Annotated in this window: 22 protein-coding genes; 19 read left to right on the forward strand and 3 right to left on the reverse strand. The window is 71.6% G+C overall.

The genetic code is table 11. From position 1 onward, the window contains the following. Positions 1 to 203 precede the first annotated feature (203 nt). From BM430_RS02550 to BM430_RS02580, 7 genes are all read left to right on the forward strand, one after another. On the forward strand, positions 204 to 644 hold the full coding sequence (locus BM430_RS02550) for a hypothetical protein (protein WP_244539279.1): 441 nt from the start codon (positions 204 to 206) through the stop codon (positions 642 to 644). Then, the gene (locus BM430_RS02555) at positions 637 to 1,041 is read left to right on the forward strand and encodes a DUF4279 domain-containing protein (protein ID WP_093564965.1); all 405 of its coding nucleotides are present in this window, start codon (positions 637 to 639) and stop codon (positions 1,039 to 1,041) included. The genes BM430_RS02550 and BM430_RS02555 overlap by 8 nt, the downstream gene beginning before the upstream one ends. A 162-nt stretch (positions 1,042 to 1,203) precedes the next feature. Further along, entirely contained in the window at positions 1,204 to 1,674 is a 471-nt protein-coding gene (locus BM430_RS02560) for a hypothetical protein (RefSeq protein WP_093564966.1), read from the forward strand. Positions 1,675 to 1,904: 230 nt separating this feature from the next. Further along, positions 1,905 to 2,684 carry a sensor histidine kinase gene (locus BM430_RS02565; protein WP_244539280.1) on the forward strand — a complete coding sequence of 260 codons (780 nt, stop codon included), beginning with the start codon at positions 1,905 to 1,907 and terminating at the stop codon, positions 2,682 to 2,684. A gap of 68 nt (positions 2,685 to 2,752) precedes the next feature. After that, complete coding sequence (locus BM430_RS02570) at positions 2,753 to 4,261, forward strand: RAD55 family ATPase (protein WP_244539281.1); 1,509 nt, start codon at positions 2,753 to 2,755, stop codon at positions 4,259 to 4,261. 4 nt (positions 4,262 to 4,265) lie between these two features. Beyond that, positions 4,266 to 4,640 (forward strand): response regulator, encoded by a 375-nt coding sequence (locus BM430_RS02575; protein WP_093564968.1) that lies wholly within the window; start codon positions 4,266 to 4,268, stop codon positions 4,638 to 4,640. A gap of 52 nt (positions 4,641 to 4,692) precedes the next feature. Next, a complete protein-coding gene (locus BM430_RS02580) occupies positions 4,693 to 5,631 on the forward strand; it encodes a bifunctional helix-turn-helix transcriptional regulator/GNAT family N-acetyltransferase (protein WP_093564969.1) in 939 nt (312 codons plus the stop codon). A gap of 10 nt (positions 5,632 to 5,641) precedes the next feature. Here the strand turns inward: BM430_RS02580 and BM430_RS02585 are convergent, their stop codons facing one another. Both BM430_RS02585 and BM430_RS02590 read right to left on the reverse strand, forming a co-directional pair. Continuing rightward, complete coding sequence (locus tag BM430_RS02585; protein ID WP_093565415.1) at positions 5,642 to 6,142, reverse strand: CinA family protein; 501 nt, start codon at positions 6,140 to 6,142, stop codon at positions 5,642 to 5,644. Then, the gene (locus BM430_RS02590; protein ID WP_093565420.1) at positions 6,139 to 7,356 is read right to left on the reverse strand and encodes a bifunctional 2-C-methyl-D-erythritol 4-phosphate cytidylyltransferase/2-C-methyl-D-erythritol 2,4-cyclodiphosphate synthase; all 1,218 of its coding nucleotides are present in this window, start codon (positions 7,354 to 7,356) and stop codon (positions 6,139 to 6,141) included. Before BM430_RS02590 ends, BM430_RS02585 begins: the two co-directional genes overlap by 4 nt. Positions 7,357 to 8,012: 656 nt before the next feature. Between BM430_RS02590 and dusB the strand changes: the two genes are divergently transcribed. The 12 genes from dusB (at position 8,013) to BM430_RS02650 (ending at position 22,288) form a co-directional block, all read left to right on the forward strand. Then, positions 8,013 to 9,017, forward strand: coding sequence for a tRNA dihydrouridine synthase DusB (gene dusB, locus BM430_RS02595; RefSeq protein ID WP_093564970.1), 1,005 nt, complete (start codon positions 8,013 to 8,015; stop codon positions 9,015 to 9,017). A gap of 53 nt (positions 9,018 to 9,070) precedes the next feature. Continuing rightward, positions 9,071 to 10,174, forward strand: a complete 1,104-nt coding sequence (locus BM430_RS02600; RefSeq protein WP_093564971.1) for a two-component system sensor histidine kinase NtrB — start codon at positions 9,071 to 9,073, stop codon at positions 10,172 to 10,174. Positions 10,175 to 10,179: 5 nt separating this feature from the next. After that, a complete protein-coding gene (gene ntrC, locus BM430_RS02605) occupies positions 10,180 to 11,637 on the forward strand; it encodes a nitrogen regulation protein NR(I) (protein ID WP_093564972.1) in 1,458 nt (485 codons plus the stop codon). A gap of 834 nt (positions 11,638 to 12,471) precedes the next feature. Continuing rightward, positions 12,472 to 12,906, forward strand: coding sequence for a Ros/MucR family transcriptional regulator (locus tag BM430_RS02610; protein ID WP_093564973.1), 435 nt, complete (start codon positions 12,472 to 12,474; stop codon positions 12,904 to 12,906). A gap of 148 nt (positions 12,907 to 13,054) precedes the next feature. After that, the gene (locus BM430_RS02615) at positions 13,055 to 15,379 is read left to right on the forward strand and encodes a sensor histidine kinase NtrY-like (protein WP_093564974.1); all 2,325 of its coding nucleotides are present in this window, start codon (positions 13,055 to 13,057) and stop codon (positions 15,377 to 15,379) included. Between the two features lie 142 nt (positions 15,380 to 15,521). Next, positions 15,522 to 16,892: a nitrogen assimilation response regulator NtrX gene (locus BM430_RS02620; RefSeq protein ID WP_093564975.1), complete on the forward strand. Its 1,371-nt coding sequence runs from the start codon at positions 15,522 to 15,524 to the stop codon at positions 16,890 to 16,892. 523 nt (positions 16,893 to 17,415) lie between these two features. Next, entirely contained in the window at positions 17,416 to 17,670 is a 255-nt protein-coding gene (hfq, locus tag BM430_RS02625; RefSeq protein ID WP_048429571.1) for an RNA chaperone Hfq, read from the forward strand. Between the two features lie 277 nt (positions 17,671 to 17,947). Next, complete coding sequence (gene hflX, locus BM430_RS02630) at positions 17,948 to 19,327, forward strand: GTPase HflX (RefSeq protein ID WP_093564977.1); 1,380 nt, start codon at positions 17,948 to 17,950, stop codon at positions 19,325 to 19,327. 53 nt (positions 19,328 to 19,380) lie between these two features. Next, complete coding sequence (locus tag BM430_RS02635; RefSeq protein ID WP_093564979.1) at positions 19,381 to 19,632, forward strand: DUF4926 domain-containing protein; 252 nt, start codon at positions 19,381 to 19,383, stop codon at positions 19,630 to 19,632. A gap of 1 nt (position 19,633) precedes the next feature. Continuing rightward, entirely contained in the window at positions 19,634 to 19,972 is a 339-nt protein-coding gene (locus BM430_RS02640) for a DUF6883 domain-containing protein (protein ID WP_093564981.1), read from the forward strand. A gap of 94 nt (positions 19,973 to 20,066) precedes the next feature. Beyond that, complete coding sequence (locus tag BM430_RS02645; protein ID WP_093564983.1) at positions 20,067 to 21,032, forward strand: PLP-dependent cysteine synthase family protein; 966 nt, start codon at positions 20,067 to 20,069, stop codon at positions 21,030 to 21,032. Between the two features lie 95 nt (positions 21,033 to 21,127). Next, positions 21,128 to 22,288, forward strand: coding sequence for an AAA family ATPase (locus tag BM430_RS02650; protein WP_093564985.1), 1,161 nt, complete (start codon positions 21,128 to 21,130; stop codon positions 22,286 to 22,288). 129 nt (positions 22,289 to 22,417) lie between these two features. On the opposite strand, the gene BM430_RS02655 is transcribed toward BM430_RS02650, so the two are convergent. Continuing rightward, entirely contained in the window at positions 22,418 to 23,647 is a 1,230-nt protein-coding gene (locus BM430_RS02655; RefSeq protein ID WP_093564987.1) for an MFS transporter, read from the reverse strand. Between the last annotated feature and the right edge of the window lie 79 nt (positions 23,648 to 23,726).

Genomic DNA, 23,726 nt, shown 5'->3' on the forward strand with positions numbered 1-23,726 from the left:
GCTCGCACGTGTTCCACCGCCGACACCGATCGTTAAGCCAGCCGTGCCGTCCGGCCCATCCGACAATTCGTCGTGAGACTTAGGTCGTGAGACTTCCGTCGGGGGCACGGAGGTCGACCGCATGCGGAGAGCCGGGAGTGGAGCGTTGCCGTTCCTCGACAACGCAGGGGAAGCATGTCACGCTGGCCACGATGGTGTGGTCCATGGATGAAATCCTCCAGATCCGGGTTCGGGCGCAGCAGGAACTCGCTGCGTCGCTTGCCGATATACCCGGGGGCCGCGATGTCCTCGATTGGTTCGATGGCCCCCCAGAATTTGGGGACGCGGAGATCGTCAGTCTGCATCTCGACCGCCGCGGTCCGATTACGCTCCGCATCGCGCTCGATCATTGCGGCAAAAGCGCGATCTTCGTGTTCGACCTGGCCGCCTGGATCGACACGGACCTGCGCGGCTTCAGTCATCAGAACGTGATCAGCGGCCTGACGCTTCGCCGCGCGGAAGAGCGCGAGGTGCAGCCGTGGGAACTCGGCGTTGGATGTCGTCCGGGGGAATGGACGATCGAACTCGGTCCCTGCTTCGGCGCCTACGGCACGATCCGCGCCGACATCGCGCGAATCGTCATTGAGCAGGTGCCGGATGCCTGAGATCGCGCGCATCACGGTGAGCCTCCGCATCGTCGGGGATGCGCTCGATCCGGACGAGATTACGCAACGGCTGGGCGTCGAACCGACCGGCTGTGCCCGCAAGGGCGACACGCGTCGCACGGCATCAGGAAGAGAGGTCATCGCCCGATCGGGGACCTGGCTGCTCAGAACCGACGCCTCCGGTGATCTCAACACCCAGATCGCCACGCTCCTCGCCGAACTTCCGAACGATCCATCGCTTTGGACCGATCTCTCTCGCCGCTACCGATGCGACATATTCTGCGGTTTGTTCATGGGTGACATCAACGAAGGAACAGAGCTTCAGCCCAAATTGCTATCAGCGCTCGGCGGGCGTGGCCTGCGACTCAGCCTCGATATCTACGGCTGTTCCGACTGATCAAAGTTTCACTCCGGGCTTGAATGGACCCTACGCATGGTCAAGCGGACGACGTCCCGGCCATGCGCACTCTGCCACGGCTGGCGCGGCTCACGCACGGGAACGAGGATGGCACCCCGGCATTGACCCCAAGCCGAGTGCCGGGAGCCGGGAAGACACACCATGCGCCGCGACCTGATCGTCCTCACCCTCGCCGCCACTCTGGTGGGCGCCGGCGCAGAGGCGCAGCCGCTGCGCGGGCCCGGGGGCGCGGGGCAGGGCGGGCGCGCACACCTCGCGCCGGCCCACCCGGGACGCGCCGCCCTCTACGACCTGCGCGGGCGGCACGGCCGGGCCGGGGCGCTTCACGGCCGCCGGTTCGCCGCCTACGGCGGCACCACCTTCGCGGGGCCCCTCGGCGTCTACGGCGCGAACGGCGTGCTGGAGCCCGGCCTCGTCGCCGAGCCGTATTTCAAGCTGCCGCGCCCGAGCGAGCTCGTGCCCTCCGCCTGGGGCGAGGGCACCTACGGCATTCCGACCGTGTCGGGCATCCCGCCCCAGCCGAAGGCCGATCCGGTGCTCTACGTGATCAACGGCGGCGAGCGGCAGGTCGGCGGCGCCCGGGTGATCTCGGTGCAGGCGCCGCGGCGGTAAGGAACGTGCCGCGGCGATAAAGGACGCACCGCGGCGGTAGAGCGCAGGAACAGGCGCGGCGCGGCCCGACAAGCGCGGCCGCAGGCGCTCGCCTGTCCGGCCGCGATTTGTTATGCCATCCGGGTGAGACCGACCTCAGCCCCCGCGCCGACGCCGCAGAGCCGGACGGCCGCCCGCCGGATCGCAGCCCGCCCTCGCTGCCCCGGGCGGCCGGCCGCATGAGCGGCCCGGTGAGGCTGCGCGCCGGCGACGTCGCCGATCCGGCCGAGGCCGCCGACGAGGCGGCGGCCTTGCGCCGGGAGGTCGCCTCCCTGCGCCGGGCGCTCGCCGAGCGCGACGCGTTCCTGGCCGGCGTCGCGCACGAATTGCGCAACCCGATGACCCCGATCCTCGGCCAGGTCGAGCGCCTGCTCGGTGCCGCCCAGCGCGAGGCGCCGGAGGGCAGGGTGGCGCAGGGGCTGGCGCAGCTGCGCTGGCTCGTCGAGCGCTACGTCCGCCGGGCCACCACCCTCCTCGACGTGTCCCGGGCCCAGACCGGGCAGCTCGCGCTGCTCGCCGCCCCGGTACCCCTCGCCGAGGTGGTGCAGGAGGTGGTGGCGGCCCTGACCCCGATGGCGGCCCATGCCGGCAGCACGATCGCGGTCGCGGTGCCGGAGGACCTCGTGCTCGCCTGCGAGCGCCTCGCGCTCGACCAGATCCTCGACAACCTCGTCACCAACGCGATCAAGTACGGCGACGGCAGCGCGATCACGGTCTCGGGCCTCCGGGACGGGGCCGTGGCGCGGATCCGGGTGAGCGACCGGGGCATCGGCATCGCGCAAGGAGACCAGGCCCGCATCTTCGAGCGCTTCGAGCGGGCGGTGGGCGACCCCGCGGCGGCCCCGACCGGGTTCGGGGTCGGCCTGTGGCTGGTGCGCCGCCTCGCCGAGGCGATGGGCGGCGGCGTCGCCCTCGACAGCCGCCCCGGCGACGGCGCGACCTTCACGGTCACGCTTCCCCTCCACGCGTAGACGATCGACGATCGTCGCAGTCATAGAGCACGGCGAGAGAACACAGGATGACCGGGGCGGGACCCAGCATGGAACAGGCCGGTGCCTACGGAGAACTGGAGCGGGTTCCGACGGGAATCGCCGGCCTCGACGACATCCTCGGCGGCGGGCTGTTCCGCGGCGGCGTCTACATCGTCCAGGGCACGCCGGGCGCGGGCAAGACCATCTTCGGCAACCAGGCCTGCTACACGCATGCGGGCGCCTCGCCCGCCTTCTCGTCTTCGGGCGCCTCGCCCGCTCTGTCGTCTCCGGGCGCCTCGCCCGCCCTGTCGTCTTCGGGCGCCCCGCCCGAGCACCGGGCGCTCTACGTCACGCTGCTGGCCGAGAGCCATGCCCGGATCACGTATTTGAGCGCCTTCCGCACCCTGCAGGACGAGGGGCTCGCCGGCCTCCTGACCCTGCTGCGGCGCGAGATGGCCGCCCGCGAGGCGAGCCTGCTCGTCCTCGACGGGCTGGTGGCGGCGGAGGAGACCGCGTCGTCGGCGCTCGAGTTCAAGACCTTCATCCACGAATTGCAGACCCAGGCCGCCGCGACCGGCGCCACCGCGCTCCTCCTCACCAGCGCCTCGGCTGGGGCCGACCTGGTGGCGGCCGAGCACACGATGGTCGACGGCCTGATCGTCCTGTCGAGCCGGCTCACCGGGTGGCGGGCCGAGCGCGAGCTGGAGGTGCGCAAGTTCCGCGGCAGCGGCTTCCTGCGCGGGCGCCACGCTTTCCGCATCACCGATGACGGGATCCGGGTGTTTCCGCGCATTGAGGCCCGCTTACGGCTGCCGAGCCGGCGCGACCACGTCGAGGGCGCGGCCCTCACCACCGGGGCGCCCGCCCTCGACGCGATGCTGGGCGGCGGCCTGCCGCACGATTCCACCACCCTGGTCGGCGGCCCGGCCGGCATCGGCAAGACGACGCTCGGCCTGCAGTTCCTCGGCGCCGATCCGGGGGCGCCGGGCCTGCTCTGCGGCTTCTACGAGAGCGAGGCGGCGCTCCGCGCCAAGGCCCGGGCGCTGGACCTGCCCGTCGCCGACATGATCGAGGCCGGCCGGGTCGGGGTGCTGTGGCAGCCCGCCACCGAGGGGCTGATCGACGAGATCTGCACCGATCTCCTCAACGTCATACGGAACCGCGGGGTCCGGCGCGTGTTCATCGACGGTCTGGACGCGATGTGCCGGATCGCAGGGGATCAGGACCGGATCGTCCGCATCTTCGCCGCCCTCACGGCCGAGATGAGGGCCCTGGGCGTGACGGCGATGTACACCCGAGAAACCGACCTGCGCGGCACCTTCCTCGATGCCCCCTCCGGCGCGCCCTCCCTGCGGCAGACCTCCAGCGTCGCCGAGAACGTGGTGCTGATGCGCTCCTGCGTCCTGCGCTCGGGCGTCCACCGCCTGATCGCCGTCGCCAAGGCCCGGGACGCCCGGATCGACCCCCGGCGGCGCGTCTTCGACATCCGGCCGGGCGGCCTGGCGATCGACGACGGGCCCGAGCGGGCCGAGGCGATCCTGGCCGACCGGGACGCCGCGGGAAGCGGCGGAGAATAGGCCGGTGGCGACGGTGCTCATCGTGGACGACGAGTTCGGCATCGCCGAATTGCTGGACGCCGTCCTCTCCGACGACGGCCACACGGTGGTCACCGCCGCCAACGGACGGCAGGGCCTCGCCCGCGTCGCGGCCGGCCGGCCCGACCTGATCTTCCTCGACTTCATGATGCCGGTGATGGACGGGCCGGCGATGCTGGCCGCCCTTAACGCCGATCCGGAGACGCGCGGGATCCCGGTCGTGCTGATGAGCTCGATGCCGGAGGACACCGTGCGGGAGCGCGCCGCCGGCCACGTCGCCTTCCTGCGAAAACCCTTCCGGCTCAGGCAGGTGCACGACCTCGTGGCGCGTCTGCTGGCGGAGCGGCCCGAGGATCGTTGACTGAGTCAATCATCTCGGCGATCCTGCTGCCTGTGACAGGGAGCCGGCGCCGATGATGCACGCAGACGAGGTCGATGCCGCGACGGTCGCGGCCGTGCGGGCCTTCGGCCGGTTCTACACCCGGCAGATCGGCCTCCTGGAGGAGGGGCTGCACCGCAGCGCCTTCTCGCTCACCGAGGCGCGGGTGCTCTACGAGCTCGCCCATCGCGACGGCCTGACCGCCTCGGTCCTCGGCCGGGATCTCGGCCTCGATGCCGGCTATCTCAGCCGCCTGCTCAAGCGCTTCGAGGAGCAGGGCCTCGTGACCCGCCGGATCGCGGCGGGCGACGGGCGGCGCCAGGTCCTCGCCCTGACGCCGGAGGGGCAGGCCGCCTTCGCGCCGCTGGACGAGGCCTCGCGGGCCGAGGTCGAGGCGCTGCTGGCGCGTCTCCCGGCCACGGACCGGACAGCCCTCGTCGGCGCGATGGCGCGGCTGCGCCGCCTGCTCGGGGACCCGTCGGAGGGCCTCGAGGCGGGCGCGACCCTGCGCGACCTGCGGACCGGCGACATCGGCTGGATCGCCCACCGCCAGGGCGTGCTCTACGCCCGGGATTACGGCTTCGACCTCACCTTCGAGGCCCTGGTGGCCGAGATCCTGGCCGGATTCGTACGCGACTTCGATCCGGGCCGGGCCGGGGCCTGGATCGCCGAGCAGGGGGGCGAGGTGATGGGCAGCGTCTTCCTGGCGCCCGCCTCGGAGAATGTGGGGAAGCTGCGCCTGCTCTACGTCGAGCCCGCCGCCCGCGGCCAGGGCCTCGGCCGGCGCCTCACCGCAGCCTGCATCGCGGGCGCCCGCGCGCGGGGCTACCGGCAGCTGACCCTCTGGACCAACGACGTGCTGGGCGCGGCGAGACGGATCTACGCCGAAGCGGGTTTCCGCTTGGTCGAGAGCGCCCCGCACCGCTCGTTCGGTCAGGACCTGGTCGGAGAGACCTGGATGCTGGACCTGTGAGGCGAGGGCCTCACACCTTCTCCAGCCCCATCTCCAGGAAGCCGAGCGCGTCCTCGACGGCGCAGCGCCGGACCTCGGAGCGGCCGAGATCGCCGTAGCGGCGCTCGATGTGCCGGGTCGCCCGGCCGGCGGCGACGAGGCCGAAATGGACGAGGCCGACGGGCTTGGCCGCCGTGGCGCCGCCCGGGCCCGCGATGCCCGTGATGGCAAGCGCCACGTCGGCGCGGGAATGGGCGAGCGCCCCCTCGGCCATCGCCCGGGCCACCGGCTCGCTCACCGCGCCGTGGGCCGAGATCAGGTTGAAGTCGACGCCGAGGATCTCGGCCTTGGCCTCGTTCGAGTAGGTGACGAAGCCGCGCTCCACCACCAGGGAGGAGCCCGCCACCTCGGTGAGCAGGGCGGCGACGAGGCCGCCGGTGCAGGATTCGGCGGTGACGAGACGGGCCTGGCGCAGGCGATAGGCGGCGATCAGCACGCTCGCGCGGGTGACGAGGGCGGCGTCGAACATCAGGACCGCGCCTCCGGCAGGCGGATGGTCGCCGCGGCCTGGGCGGCGAGGCCCTCGGCCCGGCCGACGAAGCCGAGCTTCTCCGTCGTGGTCGCCTTGATCGAGACCGCCGAGAGCGGCACCCCGGCGATCTCGGCGATCCGGCTGCGGATCGCCTCGCGGTGGGCGCCGATGCGCGGCGCCTCGGCCAGGACCGTAATGTCGAGATGATCGATCACCCCGCCGCGCTCGGCCACCCGGCGCACCGCGTCGGCGAGGAACTGGTCGGAGGAGGCGCCGCGCCAGCGCGGGTCGCTCGGCGGGAAGTGCACGCCGATATCGCCGTCGGCGAGCGCGCCCAGGATCGCGTCGGTCAGCGCGTGCAGCACCACGTCGCCGTCCGAATGGGCGAGCACGCCGCGGTCGGCCGGGATGCGCACGCCGCCGAGCCACACGTGGTCGCCCTCCGTGAAGGCGTGCACGTCGAAGCCGGTACCGAGGCGGGTCAGAAGGGTCATGGAATCATCCTGGGCGGCCGGGCCGGGGCCCGGCGAGAAGGCGCGGTCGGCCTCGACGAGGTCGGCGGCCTGGGTGATCTTGCGGTTGCGCAGGTCTCCGGGGAAGACCGCCACCGGCAGGCCGGTCCATTCGGCGAGCGCGCCGTCGTCGGTGAAGCCGTCATGTCCCTCCGCCGCGGCGCGGGCGTGCGCCTCGGCGAGGAGCGCGAAGCGGAACGCCTGCGGGGTCTGCACCGCGCGCAATTCCTCGCGCTTCGGCGTCTCGCGCACCCGTCCGTCCGGCTCGACCACCTTGATCGTGTCGCTCACCGGCACGCCCGGCACGGCGGCGCCGTGGCTCTCCGCCGCCGCGATCGCCCGGTCGATCAGCGCCTCGTCGACGAAGGGGCGGGCGGCGTCGTGCACGAGCACCAGCTCGGGCGCACCCGTCCGGGCGAGCGCCGCGAGCCCTGCCCGGACCGAGGCCTGCCGCGTCGCGCCGCCCTCGACCGGCCGGGCGAGCTTGTCCCGCGCCGCCTGGTCGAGGTCGTCCAGGCACTCGTCGTAGAACGCCGCGGCATCGGCGGCGATCACCACCTGGATCCGCGTGATGCCCGGATGGGCAGCCAGGGCCGCCAGGGTCCGGGTCAGGACCGCCTGGCCGCCGACGCGGCGATACTGCTTGGGCGTGTCGCCGCCGACGCGGATGCCGCGCCCCGCGGCGACGACCACCGCGGCGATCTGGGGAAGTGTCAAAATGGTCGCTCCCGGAATGTCCGCTCCTTAGCGGCGGCGGTCCCGCGAGGCAAATGCACCAGGGGAAGGGCGGTGCCGCGTGGGAAGGAGAGGCGGATGGGGGCTGTGGGCCATATCGCTCCCCGCCCCACGCTGTCGCGGTCCGGGGTTGCATCGGGCGCATGCCGAGGCGGCCATCCAAGATCTTCCCAAGACAAGGACGTCGCGCGTTCCCCTCTCCCGTGTGGGAGAGGGGAACGCGCTCTACTCGGTCAAATCAGAGAGATACACGCGTATCGTCCGCACGATGCTCGAACCGCGCGACGCGCTCCATGGCAGCGTAGGCCGGCAACATCCGCCTTACAGCTGCTTGGAGGCATCCCGTAGCGCAGCAAAGACCGGGCCCTCACCGCTTCCATTCCGCCGCGATGCCCCGTTATCCTCCCCGCAGAGCCCGAGCTGCCGCGGAACGCCACCGCGCCGGGCCGGCAGGCCCGGACGGGGTCACTCCATCAGCCAATTCGCGGGCAATTCGGGGATCGAAGCCCGAACGCGCTTGCGTATGATCGGGTTTTGGCTATTTGCTGTGCACAATGACGACTGACCATTATTTGAGCGCCGGGGCGCCGGGGGCCGGGCCGGCAGCGCTGCCAGACGGGCGGATGTCCGCTGGGCCTTCGCGGTTGCGCGGGGCGCTGCTCGCGCCCCTGTCCGGCGTCACCGACCTGCACATGCGCCGCATCGCCCGCCGGCTCGGGGCCACCGCGACCGTGTCCGAGATGGTGGCGGCGGAGGATTTCGCCCGCGGCACCGAGGAGGCGCGCCTGCGCGCCGAGGGCGAGGGCGTGCTGCCCCACGTGGTGCAGCTCGCCGGCTGCGACCCGCGCTGGATGGCGGAGGGCGCGCGCCTCGCCGAGGCCAACGGCGCCGACGTGATCGACGTCAACATGGGCTGCCCGGCCAAGGCCGTGACCGGCGGCCAGGCCGGCTCGGCGCTGATGCGCGACCTCGACCACGCCGAGCGCCTGCTCGCCGCCGTGCGCGAGGCGGTGGCGGTGCCGGTCACCGTCAAGATGCGGCTCGGCTGGGACGACGCCACCCGCAACGCCCCGGATCTGGCACGGCGGGCCGAGCGGCTCGGCTACGCCGCCGTCACGGTGCACGGCCGCACCCGGCAGCAATTCTACACCGGCCGCGCCGACTGGGCGGCGATCCGGGCCGTGCGCGAGGCGGTGGCGATCCCGCTCGTCGCCAACGGCGACGTCGCGAGCCTCGACGACGCTCGGGCCTGCCTCGCGGCCTCCGGCGCCGACGCGGTGATGATCGGGCGCGCGGCGGTCGGGCGGCCCTGGCTCGTCGCCGCGGTCGCGGCGGGGCTGGCGGGGCACGCCTTCGCGGAGCCCGACGCCGCGGCGCGGGCGGAGCTCGCCGCCGAGCATTACGAGGGGCTCATCGCCCTCTACGGCGCCCGGATGGGCGTGCGCCACGCCCGCAAGCACCTCGCGGCCTATGCCGACCATGCCGGCGGGCTCAACGCCCTCGAGCGGACCCGGCTTCTCACCACCACCGACCCGGCCGAGGCCGCGCGGCTGCTGCGGCGCGCCTTCGCGGCACCGGCCGCGCAGCCCGAAAATCAGGCCGCACGGTCTGCGCAGCAGGCCGCATGAGGATGAGCGATGCGCCCGCACCCCCTGCCGCCCGCACCCGGAAAGCGTCGCTCATGAGTGCCCCGACGAGCGAGATGATCATCAACGCCCTGCCGCTGCCCGTCCTGACCATCGGCCCGGACGAGCGCATCCTCCAGGTCAACATGGCGGCGGAGCACTTCTTCGACTATTCGCGCCGGATGATGCAGCGCCAGCGCCTGCGCGACATCATCCCGTTCTCCTCGCCGATCATCGCGCTGGTCAACGAGGTGCGCCGGCGCCGGGCCAGCGTCAGCGAGTACCGGGTCGAGCTAGCCTCGCCGCGCACCGGCATCGAGCGCAGCGTCGACGTGTTCGCGACCCATCTCGACGACGACCTCGTGGTGCTGATGCTCCAGGAGCGCACCATCGCCGACAAGATGAACCGCCAGCTCACCCATCGCGGCGCCGCCCGCTCGATGGTGGCGCTCGGCGCGATGCTGGCCCACGAGATCAAGAACCCGCTCGCCGGCATCCGCGGCGCGGCCCAGCTCCTCGAGCAGTCGGCGGCCGAGGACGACCGGCTGCTGACCCGGCTGATCTGCGACGAATCCGACCGGATCGTGCGGATCGTCGAGCGGATGGAACTCTTTGGCGACGAGCGCCCGGTCGAGCGCGGGCCGGTCAACGTCCACGGCGTCCTCGACCAGGTGAAGCGCTCGGCCCAGTCGGGCTTCGCCCGCCACATCCGCTTCGTCGAGAACTACGACCCCTCGCTGCCGCCGGTGCTCGGCAACCGCGACCAGCTGATCCAGGTCATCCTCAACCTCGTCAAGAACGCCGCCGAGGCGATCGGCGCCGACGCGGTCGACGGCGAGATCATCCTCTCGACCGCCTTCCGCACCGGCCTGCGCCTCCAGGTGCCGGGCTCGCGCGAGCGCGTCAGCCTGCCGATCGAGGTGGCGGTGCGCGACAACGGACCCGGCGTCTCGGCCGAGCTGCTGCCGGACCTGTTCGACCCCTTCGTCACCACCAAGGCGCAGGGCTCGGGCCTCGGCCTCGCGCTGGTCGCCAAGATCGTCGGCGACCACGGCGGCATCGTCGAGTGCGACCCCGCCCCCCGCCGCACCACCTTCCGCGTCCTCCTGCCGATGTCGCATTCGCGCGACGGGCGCGAATCCTCCGCCGAGACCGAGTGAGCGCCATGCCGAACGGACACATCATCGTGGCGGACGACGACGCCGCCATCCGCACCGTGCTCAACCAGGCCCTGTCGCGCGCCGGCTACGAGGTCCGCTCGACCGGCAACGCCGCCACCCTGTGGCGCTGGGTGGCGCAGGGGGAGGGCGACCTCGTCATCACCGACGTGGTGATGCCCGACGAGAACGCCTTCGACCTGCTGCCGCGGATCAAGCGGGTGCGGCCGGACCTGCCGATCATCGTGATGAGCGCGCAGAACACCTTCATGACGGCGATCCGCGCCTCCGAGCGCGGCGCCTACGAGTATCTCCCGAAGCCCTTCGACCTGAAGGAGCTGACCGCGATCGTCGGCCGCGCCCTGTCGCGCCCGCGCGGCAGCGCGGCGCCCGGCGCTCCGCCTGAGAACGAGGACATTCCCCTCGTCGGCCGCTCGCCGGCGATGCAGGAGATCTACCGCTCGCTGGCCCGCCTCATGCCGACCGACCTCACGGTGATGATCACCGGCGAGTCCGGCACCGGCAAGGAGTTGGTGGCCCGGGCCCTCCACGATTACGGACGGCGCCGCTCGGGGCCGTTCGTGCCGGTCAACATGGCGGCGATTCCCCGGGATCTCATCGAATCCGAGCTGTTCGGCCACGAGAAGGGCGCCTTCACCGGCGCCACCGCGAGATCGGCCGGCCGCTTCGAGCAGGCCGAGGGCGGCACGCTCTTCCTCGACGAGATCGGCGACATGCCGATGGAAGCCCAGACCCGGCTGCTCCGCGTCCTCCAGCAGGGCGAGTACACCACCGTCGGCGGCCGCGTCCCGATCAAGACCAACGTCCGCATCATCGCGGCGACCAACAAGGACCTCCGGGTCTCGATCCAGCAGGGGATCTTTCGCGAAGACCTGTTCTTCCGCCTCAACGTCGTGCCGCTGCGCCTGCCGGCCCTGCGCGAGCGCTCCGAGGACGTGCCGGACCTGGTGCGCCACTTCTTCGTGCTGGTCGAGCGTGAGGGCCTGACGCGCAAGCAGCTCGACGGCGACGCCATGGAGAAGCTCAAGCGCTACCGCTGGCCCGGCAACGTGCGCGAGCTCGAGAACCTGGTGCGGCGCCTGGCGGCGCTCTACCCGCAGGAGACGATCACCGGGCCGGTGATCGAGGCCGAGCTCGACACCCTGCCGCTCTCCGCCCCCGCCCAGGGCGGAAACGGGCGCAAGGGCGGGAACGAGGCCGAAGGGCTGTCGGCGGCGGTGGAGCGGCACCTGTCGGAGTATTTTTCCGGCTACCGCGATACCCTTCCGCCGCCCGGCCTCTATCACCGCATCCTGCGCGAGATCGAGGGGCCGCTGATCGGCGCGGCGCTCGCGGCGACCCGCGGCAACCAGATCCGCGCCGCCGAGTTGCTGGGGGTGAACCGCAACACTCTGCGCAAGAAGGTCCGCGACCTCGACCTCCAGGTATTCCGTACCCCGCGCTGAGCCGTTTCGTACCCCGCGCCGCGCGTCCCACCGCGGCGCCGGGTCAGGATCGACCCGTGGACGACGGGCTTGCCCCGGCGCGGCATTCCGACGCATTCGGCGGCCATGCCCCCGCATGCAAGGGTGCGGAATGGGACAATCCGGCAAGGCCGGGCGGCGGACAGGCCGGCCTGGCTCGGTTTTGGTCTCGCGCGCAGAGCGCCCTCCCGTCTCCCGAAACGCCGGGAGGCCGCACCGATCCGGCATCGGCGATCGTCCGGCCACGGTTCCGACCCTGCACCGCACAGTGAAACGTGGTTGCTCGCGCCGTCATTTGACGCAACCGAAAGTCGAAAATCCTCCTCTCGCTGCCGAAACATCCCGTCTCGTCTTGTAAAGACATCGCAGCATCGCGGGACCGGGCGGGCGTGACCGATCTCGTTGGGGCACGGCCCGGTTTCGACCGATCAGGCCGGGTCGCGACAGCCGGAGCCCGGATGCCTGGATTGGATCTCTGCGGGAGGGTCGACCGGGCCGTAGCGTATCGGATCGTAGTTTTTATCAATTATTAAGTGATGACCTGGACGAAGCGGAATTCGGGCGATCCCAGTCCGACAAGGTCTCACCGCTTCCTCAACTCCATGACAATCAACGTTTTTTCCTACCCGGCCGCGCCTCTCCGGGGATCCCGTCCCGAGGCGCCGGCCGCCGCGCCGGCAGGGGCCTATGACCTTGGGTAAGCAGAGAGACCTAATGCAGTGCCGTCTCTTCTGTTGATCGAGACACCTTGCAGTTGACGGAGACTGGCGTAACATCCATCACCTGTGACGGGGGTCGCACTTCTCGAGGACCGCAATGAGCTCAGCAGACCACGTCGAAACGCCTCAGATGATCGGCCTGGTGTCCGACATTGTGTCGGCTTACGTGTCGAACAACAGCGTGCCGGTGGGCGAGCTGTCGAGCCTGATCCGCAGCGTCCACGAGGCGGTGGCCCGGCTTGGCTCGGCAGCCCCGGCGGAGCCCGAGCGGCTGACCCCGCCGGTGCCGATCAAGAAGACCGTCTCGCCCGACTACCTGATCAGCCTCGAGGACGGGCGCCGGTACCGGACGCTCAAGCGCCACCTGGCCGGGCGCGGGCTCACCCCCGAGCAGTACCGCCAGAAATGGGGCCTGCCGCCGGACTACCCGATGGTCGCCGCCAACTACGCCGCCCAGCGCTCCGAGCTGGCGAAGAGCATCGGGCTCGGCCAGAAGCCGGTGGTCCGCCGCCCGCGCTCGAACGCCGCCTGAGGTCCACCCCGCGGTGCCGGCCGCCAGCGCCGACGCCGAGGCACGACCGACGCGAGCCGCCCCCGGGCCGGCGTGACCGCCGGCCTCGATTGCCGCCGCGCCGGCATCCGTATTAATTTCGCCACACTGTAGTGGCCTTGCACCACGGATGCTGTTCACACGTCGCCCCCGGGCTTCGGCGCCCCCCTCCGGCGCGGCCGGCCACTCCCCCAGGCCGGGCTCCCCCGGGCCGGCACAGGATGCCGCGCCGCGGGGTCCGGGCTGGTTCGGTGCGCTCGCGGTCATCGTCGCCCTGGCGCTGGCGCTCGCCACCTTCCTGATCCTGGTCGGGGCCACCGCGATCGCGCCGACCCACACGGTGGTGGTGGCGCTGTTGCTCAGCAACGTCGCCCTGGTGCTGCTGCTCGTCGTCGTCATCGCCTGGGAGGCGCGGGTCTTCCTCCGCGCCCGGCGCACCAACGCGGCGGCGGCCCGGCTCCACACCCGCATCGTCGGCCTGTTCAGCCTGATCGCGACCCTGCCGACGGTGCTGCTCGCCGTGGTGGCGTCGATCACCCTGGAGCGCGGCCTGTCGCCCTGGTTCTCCGACCGGATGCGCAACGTCGTGCTGATGTCGGTCGACGTGGCCGACGCCTACCTGACCAACCAGTGCCAGAGCCTCGCCCGCGAGGCGCGCATCCTCTCCGACGACCTCACCCGGGCGCGCCCCGCCTTCGACGTCGAGCGGGCCTGGTTCGAGAATTTCCTGACCGCGCGCGCCGCCTCCCTCGGCCTGCCGATCGCCCGGATCATGCGCTCGCCGACCGAGACCGTGGCGCGGGCGAATATCGACATCCTCAAGGACCCGCCGCTGCCCTCGGCCAGCGACTTCGAGGAGGCGGCGAAATCCGCCGACGCCACCTGCCTCCTGCCGCGGGAGGGGCGGGTCTTCGGCACGCTGATGAAGCTGCCGGCCTACGACGACGCCTTCCTCCTGGTCGAGCGCGAGGTGACGCGGCTCGCGGTCGAGTTCCCCGGCGTGTCGCGGGCCGCCGCGACCGAGTTCCTGACCATCGATGCCGGGCGGCGCAGCGTGCAGATCGCCTTCGCGACGATGTTCGCGCTGATCGCCTTGATCGCGCTGCTCTCGGCGGTGTGGTTCGGGCTCAACTTCGCCAACCGCTTCGTGACCCCGATCCGCCGGCTGATCAACGCCGCCGATCAGGTCGCGTCCGGCAACTACTACGCCCAGGTCCCGTTCCGGAAGACGGAGGGCGACCTCCAGCACCTGGGCGAGAGCTTCAACAAGATGACCCAGGAGCTCAGCCGCCAGCGCGCCACCCTGATCGAACAGAGCGAGCAGATCGACAGCCGCCGCCGCTTCACCGAGGCGGTGCTGGCCGGGGTGCCGGCCGGGGTGATCGGCGTCGACGGGCGCGGGGTCATCACCATCGCCAACCCCTCCGCCGAACGGATGCTCGGGCGCTCGGTCGCCGACCTCGTCGGCGAGCCGCTCGAGGCGGTGATGCCGGAATTCGGCGGCCTGCCGGGGGATTCCCGCGCCCGCCCGACCCAGCAGCAGATCCAGATCGCCCGCAACGGCCGCGAGCGCACCATCGACGTGCGCACGACGAGCGAGCAGTCGCAGGACGGCGACCGCGGCTACGTCGTCACCCTCGACGACATCACCGACCTCGTCACCGCGCAGCGCACCTCGGCCTGGGCCGACGTCGCCCGCCGCATCGCCCACGAGATCAAGAACCCGCTGACCCCGATCCAGCTCTCGGCCGAGCGCATCCGCCGCAAGTACGGGAAGGTGATCACCGCCGACAAGGAGGTGTTCGAGCAGTGCGTCGCCACGATCGTGCGCCAGGTCGACGACATCAAGCGGATGGTGGACGAGTTCTCGTCCTTCGCCCGGATGCCGAAGCCCGCGATCGCCCGCAACGACCTGACCGAGATCGTCAAGCAGAACCTGTTCATGATGCGGGTGGCGCACCCCGACGTGACCTTCACGCTGGAGGAGGGCGCGACCCGCGTCAGCGCCGCCTTCGACACGCGCCTCCTGTCGCAGGCGATCACCAACATCCTCAAGAACGCCGTCGAGGCGGTGCAGGCGGTGCCCGAGGACGTCAGGGCTGAGAGCCTGATCGCCGTGCGCCTCTACGAGGAGGGCGAGGCCGCGGTGATCGAGATCACCGATACCGGCAAGGGATTCCCCCAGGAAGGGCGCCAGCGGCTGCTCGAACCCTATATGACCACCCGCGAGGGGGGCACGGGCCTCGGATTGGCGATCGTGAGCAAGGTCTTGGAAGAGCACGGCGGCGGCATCGAGCTGAACGACAACCCGCGCGGGCGCGGCGGGCAGGTGCGCATGCGGGTCCTCAAGGAGGTGCGGCGCGACGAGCCGCCGGCCGCCGGCGCGAGCAAGCCCGCGCGGCCGGCCCAGAGCCCGGCGCCCTCGCCGGAGACCTCCCCGGAGCCCGCCGCGTGAGGCGGGCCCGCTCGCCGGGACCGGCGCCCCTCAGCCGCCGCCTTCGTCACAGCCCTGTTCGTCACAGCGAAATTCGTCACAGCACCGGGTGCCGCGGGGCCGTCAGGACCGCCGCCCGCGTCGCGGGGAGGCCCGAGAAGCCATGAGCGCCGACATTCTGATCGTCGATGACGAGGCCGACATCCGCGAGCTCGTCGCCGGCATCCTCGACGACGAGGGCCACCGTACCCGCACCGCCGGCTCCTCCGACGAGGCGCTGGCGGCGATCGAGGCGCGTCGCCCCCACCTCGTCTTCCTCGACATCTGGCTCCAGGGCTCGCGCCTCGACGGGCTGCAGGTGCTCGACGTGATCAAGGCCCAGGCCCCGGACCTGCCGGTGGTGATGATCTCGGGCCACGGCAACATCGAGACCGCGGTCTCGGCGATCAAGGCGGGCGCCTACGACTTCATCGAGAAGCCGTTCAAGGCCGACCGGCTCATCCTGGTCGCCGAGCGGGCGCTTGAGGCCTCGCGCCTCAAGCGCGAGGTGCGCGACCTCAAGGCGCGCTCCGGCCAGGCGAGCCGCATCGTCGGTGCCTCGGTGGCGGCCAACCAGCTGCGCCAGACCGTCGAGCGCGTCGCCCCCACCAACGCCCGGGTGATGATCTCCGGCGCGCCGGGCTCCGGCAAGGAGCTCTCGGCCCGCACCATCCACGCCGCCTCGTCGCGGGCGAACGGCCCCTTCGTGGTGATCAACGCCGCCACGATCACCCCCGAGACGATGGAGGCCGAGCTGTTCGGGGTCGAGGCCCAGGACGGCAAGCCGCGGCGCGTCGGCGCCCTCGAGGAGGCCCATGGCGGAAGCCTCTACATCGACGAGGTCGCGGACATGCCGCGCGAGACCCAGAACCGCATCCTGCGGGTCCTCGTCGACCAGAACTTCCAGCGCGTCGGCGGCACCACCCGGGTCCATGTCGACGTGCGGATCATCTCGTCCTCGTCGCGCGACCTGGCGGAGGAAATCGCCGGCGGGCGCTTCCGCGAGGACCTGTTCCACCGCCTCAGCGTGGTGCCGATCCGCATCCCCTCGCTCGCCGAGCGGCGCGAGGACGTGCCGGAGCTGATCGCGTTCTTCATGGAGCAGATCTCGGGCGCCACCGGCCTGCCGCAACGGCGCATCGCCGCCGACGCGATGGCGGTGCTGCAGTCGCACGACTGGCCCGGCAACGTCCGCCAGCTGCGCAACAACGTCGAGCGGCTGATGATCCTGACGCAGGGCGATCCCGAGACCGAGGTGACGACCGAGATGCTGCCGAGCGAGGTCGGCGCGCTCGTGCCCACCACCCCGAGCGGGGCGGGCGGCGAGAAGCTGATGAGCCTGGCGCTCCGCGAGGCGCGCGAGATCTTCGAGCGCGAGTACCTGGTGGCGCAGATCGCCCGCTTCTCCGGCAACATCTCCCGTACCGCCGAGTTCATCGGCATGGAGCGCTCGGCCCTGCACCGGAAGCTCAAGTCCCTCGGCATCGGCGCCTGAGGGATTGTCCGAGCGGTGGCACCGGATCATCTGGCCCTGTGGCCGACATCTCTCGACGTCATCCCGGGGCTCGGCGAAGCCGAGAACCCGGGATCCATAACCGCCGACGATGCAGGACGAGGCTGAGAGCATCCCGAGGCTTTCGGAGACCTCGGCGGTTATGGATCCCGGGTTCCGCTTTCGCGGCCCCGGGATGACACGGAGAGTTTGAACCGGATCGGCCATCGCGAACGGGCGTTGAGGCGGAAACATACCCGAACCGCCCATTCGCGAGTGCCGAGCGCGGGCCGTCTGCCAGGGCGGCCTGTGGCCGGAGCGCGACAGGGTCGCGGGCACGGCCGGCTGCGGGGGTTGCGGCGGCACGGGGGGCTTCCCCTGCGGCCAGTCTGCACTTGCGCCCGGGCGAGCTTCACCGTGTAATGGGGCGGCCGGTTCCCCGGGCGGCGCGTCGCGCCTCCCGCAGCACAACAACACGGACCGACCCGTCAACCGGGACTGGCAGCGGGTTCAAAGGACAAGAAGAATGGCGGGCGAACGCGCTCAGAATCTGCAGGACACCTTCCTCAACCACGTTCGCAAGAACAAGATCCCGCTGACGATCTTTCTGGTCAACGGGGTGAAGTTGCAGGGTGTCGTGACCTGGTTCGACAACTTCTGCGTGCTGCTGCGGCGCGACGGCCACTCGCAGCTGGTCTACAAGCACGCGATCTCGACCATCATGCCGGGTCATCCCGTGCAGCTGTTCGAGCAGGGCGAGGAAGGGGCCGAGAAGGCCTGATTCCGCCCCGGGGAGCCGGCCTGCGCGCATGCGCCGCGGGCCGATCGGGCCCCGCAGGCGCGCCCGTGCCGAGCCCCGTGCCTCACGGTCCCATGCCAGTGTCCAGGCCGCATCATGCGGCCTGTTTTTTGCCGGCTCGCGCGTCGAGACCCGCCTCTTCGATCGCCGACGCCGTCGAATCCCGATCGCGGACGCGCGCAGCCGCTTGATTCTCGCGCGGCTCCATCCAACCTCTATCGGATGGACTCCCGGACCTACGGGAGCGACCGGAGAGACGATGGAACCGCGGACACCGGGCGAGATCCGCCTGCAGCGCCAGGCCGAGCCGGAGGCCGCGATCGCGGCCGAGACCCGCACGCTGGTGATCGGCCCCTACCAGACACGACGCGACGCCGGCGAACCCCGCCCCGTCCTCGCCCGCCTCGACGAGGCGGTGGGGCTGGCTGCCGCGATCGAGCTCGACGTCGCCGACAAGCTCCTCGTCACCGTGCAGCAGATCCGGCCCTCGACCTTCCTCGGCAAGGGCCGGGTGGAGGAGATCGCCGGTCGGATCGAGGCCGATGGCATCCGCCTCGTGGTGATGGATTGCGCGCTCTCGCCGGTGCAGCAACGCAACCTGGAGAAGGCCTGGGGCGTCAAGGTCATCGACCGCACCGGCCTGATCCTGGAGATCTTCGGGCGCCGCGCCTCGACCCGCGAGGGCACGCTCCAGGTCGAGCACGCGCATCTCGCCTACCAGCGCAGCCGGCTGGTGCGGTCCTGGACCCACCTCGAGCGCCAGCGCGGCGGCTTCGGCTTCCTCGGCGGCCCGGGCGAGACCCAGATCGAGGCCGACCGGCGGATGATCCAGGAGCGGATGACCCGGATCGAGCGCGAGCTCGAGACCGTCACCCGCACCCGCGGCCTGCACCGCCGCTCGCGGCGCCGGGTGCCGTACCCGATCGTCGCGCTCGTCGGCTACACCAATGCGGGCAAGTCGACCCTGTTCAACCGCCTGACCCGGGCCGAGGTGCTGGCGGAGAACATGCTGTTCGCGACCCTCGACCCGACGGCGCGGGCGATCAAGCTGCCGCATGGCGAGACCGCGATCCTGTCCGACACCGTCGGCTTCATCTCCGACCTGCCGACCATGCTGATCGCCGCCTTCCGGGCGACGCTCGAGGACGTGATCGAGGCCGACATCCTGCTCCACGTCCGCGACATCGCCCACGAGGACGCCGAGGCGCAAGGCGCCGACGTGGCGCAGGTGCTGGCCGAGCTCGGCATCGAGCCCGATGCCGACCGCATCATCGAGGTCTGGAACAAGGCCGACCTCCTCGACGAGGCGGAGCGCGAGCGCCTGCTCAACCTGAGCCGGCCGAACGGGGTGAAGGACACTCCCAAGCCCGTGCTGCTCTCGGCGCTGACCGGCGAGGGCATCGACCGCCTGATGAGCCGGATCGAGGCCCGGATCGCCGCCGCCCGCACGAGCTTCGCGGTGATCCTGGAACCGGCGCAAGGCGCCGAGCTGCACTGGCTCTACGAGAACGCCGAGGTGCTCGACCGGCGCGAGGACGCGTCGGGCGACCTCCACCTCGTGGTCCGGGTCGCGCCGGAGAAGGAGCCGCGCTTCCTCAACCGGTTCGGTGCGGCGCGGCGGCTGAAGGGGGTCGCATAGGAATTCGCCGACCGTCCCCTTGCAGGATCTCCCACTCGGAGTACCCTCACTGCATGACAGCCGATACGGTCTATCTGATGCGGCGCAAGGAGCCGCAGACGTGCTTCCAGGACCTCGACAGGGTCAGGGTGACCAGCGCCGTCTCGACGGACGATGGTGATCGGATCGTGGCGGGTAGCGAAGGCACGGTCGTGGGTGTCTGGCGCGATGGCGCAGCCTACGAGGTCGAGTTCGCACACCCACCCGGTGCCCTGGCCACGGTGAATTCGGACGATCTCGCTCTCGTCGCGCGTGCCGCGACGTGACATGTCGGATTGGCCAGCCGAGTGGCTGATCGCGCCACGCAAGGTCACGCATTACCTTCTGAACGACGCCCACAAGGAAGGTGGGCCCAAAGCGCGCTTCTTCCTGCGTTTCGGTTTTTCGGCAGCCAACCCGAACGAGTTCGTCTTCGCACTTCTGGAGCATCCGAGAAGGAATCGCCTCGCGCGCGACGTGAAGACGGACGCAGGCGACCGCAAGCTGGTCTTCGAGGGAGAAATCCAGGCACCCGATGGCCGCGAGCCACGCGTGCGAACCGTCTGGTCGGTCGATCCGAACGGCCATGCGCGGTTCGTCACCGCCGTCCCGCTCACGCGGGACTGAACGGAGAGTGATTCGGCAGCGGGCCCAGGGCTCCTCGACCCTCGGCGGAGCCACGCCTCTCCCTACGGGACGGTCGGCCTGCTAGAGTTGCACGATGCACTCGTCGTCGCCACGCCAAACATCCCCGGCCGCGACGGTCACCCCGTCCGCCCTCGGCCTGATCGGCAATACGCCGCTGCTCGCCCTTGACCGCATCCATCCGGGACCCGGCCGCCTCCTGGCGAAGGCCGAGTTCATGCAGCCCGGCGGGAGCGTCAAGGATCGGGCGGCCCGCGCCATCCTCCTCGCGGCACGCGAGGACGGACGGCTGGCCCCTGGAGCCCCCGTCGTGGAGATGACCAGCGGCAACATGGGCGCCGGCCTCGCCGTGGCCTGCGCGGCTTTGGGCCATCCGCTCGTGGTCACGATGTCGTCCGGGAACAGTCCCCAGCGGGCGCGGATGCTGGAAGCCCTGGGGGCCGAGGTCGTGCTGGTGCCGCAGGTGGACGGCGCCGCCGGGCAGGTCACCGGCGCCGACGTCACGGCGGCGGCGGAGGCCGCGCGCCGCCTCGCGGCGGAGCGGGGCGGCTTCTACGTCGACCAGTTCCACGCCCCGGAGGGCGTGCGCGCCCATGCGGAGACGACCGGGCCGGAAATCTGGGCGCAAGCCGCCGGCCGGGTCGATGCCTGGCTGGCCGCCGTGGGGACGGGGGCGACCTTCCTCGGGGTGGCCGCCGCCCTGCGCGCGCACAACCCCCGGGTGATCTGCGCCGCCGTCGAGCCCGAAGGATGCCAGCCCCTGGCGGGGCTGGCGGTGACGAATCCCCGCCACCTCATCCAGGGCACGGGCTACGGCAGCGTCCCGCCGCATTGGTCCGAGGGCCTGATGGACCTGTCCCTCGCCGTGACCGATCAGGAGGTCGAAGGCTGGCGCCGGGCGCTCGCGACGCGGGAGGGCCTGCATGTCGGCTACTCGGCCGCCGCCAACGTCGCCGCGGCCGCCGCGCTGCTGCGCTCCGGGCGCCTCCCCGCCGACGCGACCGCCGTGACCGTGCTCTGCGACACGGGATTGAAATACTGAGGCGGCGGCTCGTCGCCGCGTCCCTCACCGTGGCGCCGCCATCGAAAGACCCGGCCGCGGACGACCCCGTGCGCGTCGCTCCCTCGAGGGAACCCATGCCGATCCACCGCCTCGCCATCTCCGGCTACCGCAGCCTGCGCGACAGCGTCTTCGGCCTCGACCGGCTGACCGTGGTGACGGGCCCCAACGGCAGCGGCAAGTCGAGCCTCTACCGCGCGCTTCGCCTTCTCGCCGAGGTCGCGCAAGGACGGGCGATCCCATCGCTCGCGCGCGAGGGCGGCTTCTCCTCGGCCCTGTGGGCGGGGCCCGAAACCTTCGGGCGCCGGGTCCGCGACGGCACGCACCGCATCGAGGGCACGGTGCGGCGCCATCCCGTCGAGCTGAAGCTCGGCTTCTCGGACGACGATTACGGCTACGCCATCGCGCTCGGCCTGCCAGCGCCGTCCTACGAGGGCACGTTCTTCTCCCACGATCCGGAGATCAAGGCGGAGAGCGTCTGGAACGGACCGACGATCGGGCGCGCCAACGTCTTCGCCGAGCGCCGCGGGCCGCTGGTACGCCTGCGCGACGGCACCGGCGCCTGGACCGAGGCTCTTCGCGATCTTCCCGCCTTCGACAGCCTGATGACCCACGGCGCCGACCCGCGCGAGGCCCTCGACGTCTTGATGCTCCGCGAGCGGATGCGGGCCTGGCGCTTCTACGACAATTTCCGCACCGACCGGGACGCGCCGGCGCGCCGGCCGCAGATCGGCACCCGCACGCCGGTGCTCGCCGGCGACGGGGCCGACGTGGCGGCGGCGATCCAGACCATTCGGGAGATCGGCGATTCCGACGCCCTCGACGCGACCATCGCGGAGGCGTTTCCGGGATCGTCCCTGTCGGTCGCGAGCAGCGACGGCCAATTCGCGCTCGAGTTCCGCCAGCACGGGCTGCTGCGCCCCTTGCGCGGGGCCGAGCTCTCGGACGGGACCCTGCGCTATGTCCTGCTCGCCGCGGCACTCCTGTCGCCGCGCCCGCCCGACCTGATGGTGCTCAACGAGCCCGAGACCAGCCTGCATGCCGACCTGCTGGCGCCGCTGGCCGCGCTGATCGCCCGGGCCTCGGAGCGCACGCAAGTTCTGGTGGTGTCGCACGCCGCCGCCCTGGTGGCGGCCCTGGAGCGGCAGGGGGCGGCCCGCATCACCCTGGAGAAGCGCCTCGGCGAGACCCTGGCGCCGGACCACGACCCGCCGTCCTGGGTCTGGCCCAAGCGGTGAGTCATACGATTTCCGATTGATCGCTCGGCGATTGCTGCGCAATCGCTTTCGCGATGCGGAAATCGGCTTCGCTCAGTCGCCGCGCGGGCTCGTGATCCGCCTTCCGGAAGGAATCTTCCGGAAGGCGGATCACGCCGTCGCGAAGCGGCGCCCGCGCAGATGCGCCGTCATCCGGCGCCGGACCAGTCCGAGCGCGCCGGAGATGCCGAGGCAGTAGATCCCCATCCCGGTGACGATGCCGGCGAACGGCACGCCGGCATCGATGAGCAGGCCCGACAGGACGGGGCCGAGCGCCGTGCCGAGCACCATGATCGCCACGATGGCGCCGCGGACCGCCCCGAGATGGCGGGTGCCGTAGACCTCCGGCCAGAGCGCGCCGAACAGGGTGAGCGAGATCCCGTCGGTGACGCCGTAGAGCAGCATGAAGGCGAAGGCGGCCCATGGGGCCGAGACCCCGCCGAGGATCAGGCAGGCGAGGCCGAACGGCACCAGGTAGAGGGGCAGCAGCGCGAGCGCCGAGTACCGGTCGACCAGGCGGCCGGCGAGGAGCAGGCAGAGGAAGGCCGCCACCGCGTAGGGCGGGAAGGCGGCGGCCCACATCTCCGGCGGCCAGCCCCGGCTCTCGGCGAGATGCACCTGGTGGAAGAAGATCGTGTTGCTGATGAAGGAGGGCGGCAGCATCGCGGCGAGCAGCCCGTAGAGATAGGGGTCGGCGAGGGCCTGCGCCCGGGTCGCGCCTTCGGCCGGACCGGAGCCGGTCGTCGCCTCCGGCACCCGCTCGCGCCGCACGAGATGGCGGGCCAGCGGCAGGGCGACGAGGACGAGGAGCAGGGCGATGCCGAGCCAGGCGCCGCGCCAGCCGAGGAGGGCGGCGACCGTCACGAAGCCGAGGGGCAGGCAGGCCTGGCCGGCATTGAGCCCGAGAGCCGCCAGCGACACCGCCCGGCCGCGCTCGGCCGAGAACCAGCGCCCCATGAGCGTGTAGGCGGTCTGCAGCATCAGCCCCTGGCCGGCGAAGCGGAGCAGGAAGAGGCTCGGGGCGAGGACGAGGAGGCTGGGCGCGAGGACCGGCGACAGGGCGAGCCCGGCGGCACCGGCCGCCAGCAGGCCGGCCGCGAGGCTCACCACACGGGGCGCCGGCCAGCGGTCGATGAGCCCGCCGAGTCCCGCCAGCGCCAAAGCCGAGGCCAGGGTGACGCCGGCATAGAGCGCCCCGAAGGCACCGTCCGACAGCCCGAAGTCCCGCCGGATCGCCCCGCCCGACAGGGCGACCACGAAGGTCTGGCCGAAACAGCCGCAGAACAGGAGCAGGAACCCGGCCGCGAGCCAGCGCAGGTTGGCCGTGAGGAAGGGGGTCATGAGGGTGGGCGTAGCGGGGGCGCGGTCGGTGGACAATGCGGAAGAGTGGTGCGCCGAGACGAAGCGACACCATCTCTCG

This window comes from Methylobacterium sp. 174MFSha1.1, assembly GCF_900116815.1.
In the GTDB taxonomy this organism is placed as follows: Bacteria; Pseudomonadota; Alphaproteobacteria; order Rhizobiales; family Beijerinckiaceae; genus Methylobacterium.

What these genes read in the sequence shown, in the direction of transcription:
- ntrC (WP_093564972.1), top strand. Translation starts at nt 10,180, where the DNA reads ATGCCGAACGGACACATCATCGTGGCGGACGACGACGCCGCCATCCGC.
- BM430_RS02620 (WP_093564975.1), top strand. Translation starts at nt 15,522, where the DNA reads ATGAGCGCCGACATTCTGATCGTCGATGACGAGGCCGACATCCGCGAG.
- hflX (WP_093564977.1), top strand. Translation starts at nt 17,948, where the DNA reads ATGGAACCGCGGACACCGGGCGAGATCCGCCTGCAGCGCCAGGCCGAG.
- BM430_RS02640 (WP_093564981.1), top strand. Translation starts at nt 19,634, where the DNA reads ATGTCGGATTGGCCAGCCGAGTGGCTGATCGCGCCACGCAAGGTCACG.
- BM430_RS02645 (WP_093564983.1), top strand. Translation starts at nt 20,067, where the DNA reads ATGCACTCGTCGTCGCCACGCCAAACATCCCCGGCCGCGACGGTCACC.
- BM430_RS02635 (WP_093564979.1), top strand. Translation starts at nt 19,381, where the DNA reads ATGACAGCCGATACGGTCTATCTGATGCGGCGCAAGGAGCCGCAGACG.
- BM430_RS02560 (WP_093564966.1), top strand. Translation starts at nt 1,204, where the DNA reads ATGCGCCGCGACCTGATCGTCCTCACCCTCGCCGCCACTCTGGTGGGC.
- BM430_RS02555 (WP_093564965.1), top strand. Translation starts at nt 637, where the DNA reads ATGCCTGAGATCGCGCGCATCACGGTGAGCCTCCGCATCGTCGGGGAT.
- dusB (WP_093564970.1), top strand. Translation starts at nt 8,013, where the DNA reads ATGTCCGCTGGGCCTTCGCGGTTGCGCGGGGCGCTGCTCGCGCCCCTG.
- BM430_RS02610 (WP_093564973.1), top strand. Translation starts at nt 12,472, where the DNA reads ATGAGCTCAGCAGACCACGTCGAAACGCCTCAGATGATCGGCCTGGTG.
- BM430_RS02550 (WP_244539279.1), top strand. Translation starts at nt 204, where the DNA reads ATGGATGAAATCCTCCAGATCCGGGTTCGGGCGCAGCAGGAACTCGCT.
- BM430_RS02570 (WP_244539281.1), top strand. Translation starts at nt 2,753, where the DNA reads ATGGAACAGGCCGGTGCCTACGGAGAACTGGAGCGGGTTCCGACGGGA.
- BM430_RS02655 (WP_093564987.1), bottom strand. Translation starts at nt 23,647, where the DNA reads ATGACCCCCTTCCTCACGGCCAACCTGCGCTGGCTCGCGGCCGGGTTC.
- BM430_RS02650 (WP_093564985.1), top strand. Translation starts at nt 21,128, where the DNA reads ATGCCGATCCACCGCCTCGCCATCTCCGGCTACCGCAGCCTGCGCGAC.
- BM430_RS02580 (WP_093564969.1), top strand. Translation starts at nt 4,693, where the DNA reads ATGATGCACGCAGACGAGGTCGATGCCGCGACGGTCGCGGCCGTGCGG.
- BM430_RS02600 (WP_093564971.1), top strand. Translation starts at nt 9,071, where the DNA reads ATGAGTGCCCCGACGAGCGAGATGATCATCAACGCCCTGCCGCTGCCC.
- hfq (WP_048429571.1), top strand. Translation starts at nt 17,416, where the DNA reads ATGGCGGGCGAACGCGCTCAGAATCTGCAGGACACCTTCCTCAACCAC.
- BM430_RS02615 (WP_093564974.1), top strand. Translation starts at nt 13,055, where the DNA reads ATGCTGTTCACACGTCGCCCCCGGGCTTCGGCGCCCCCCTCCGGCGCG.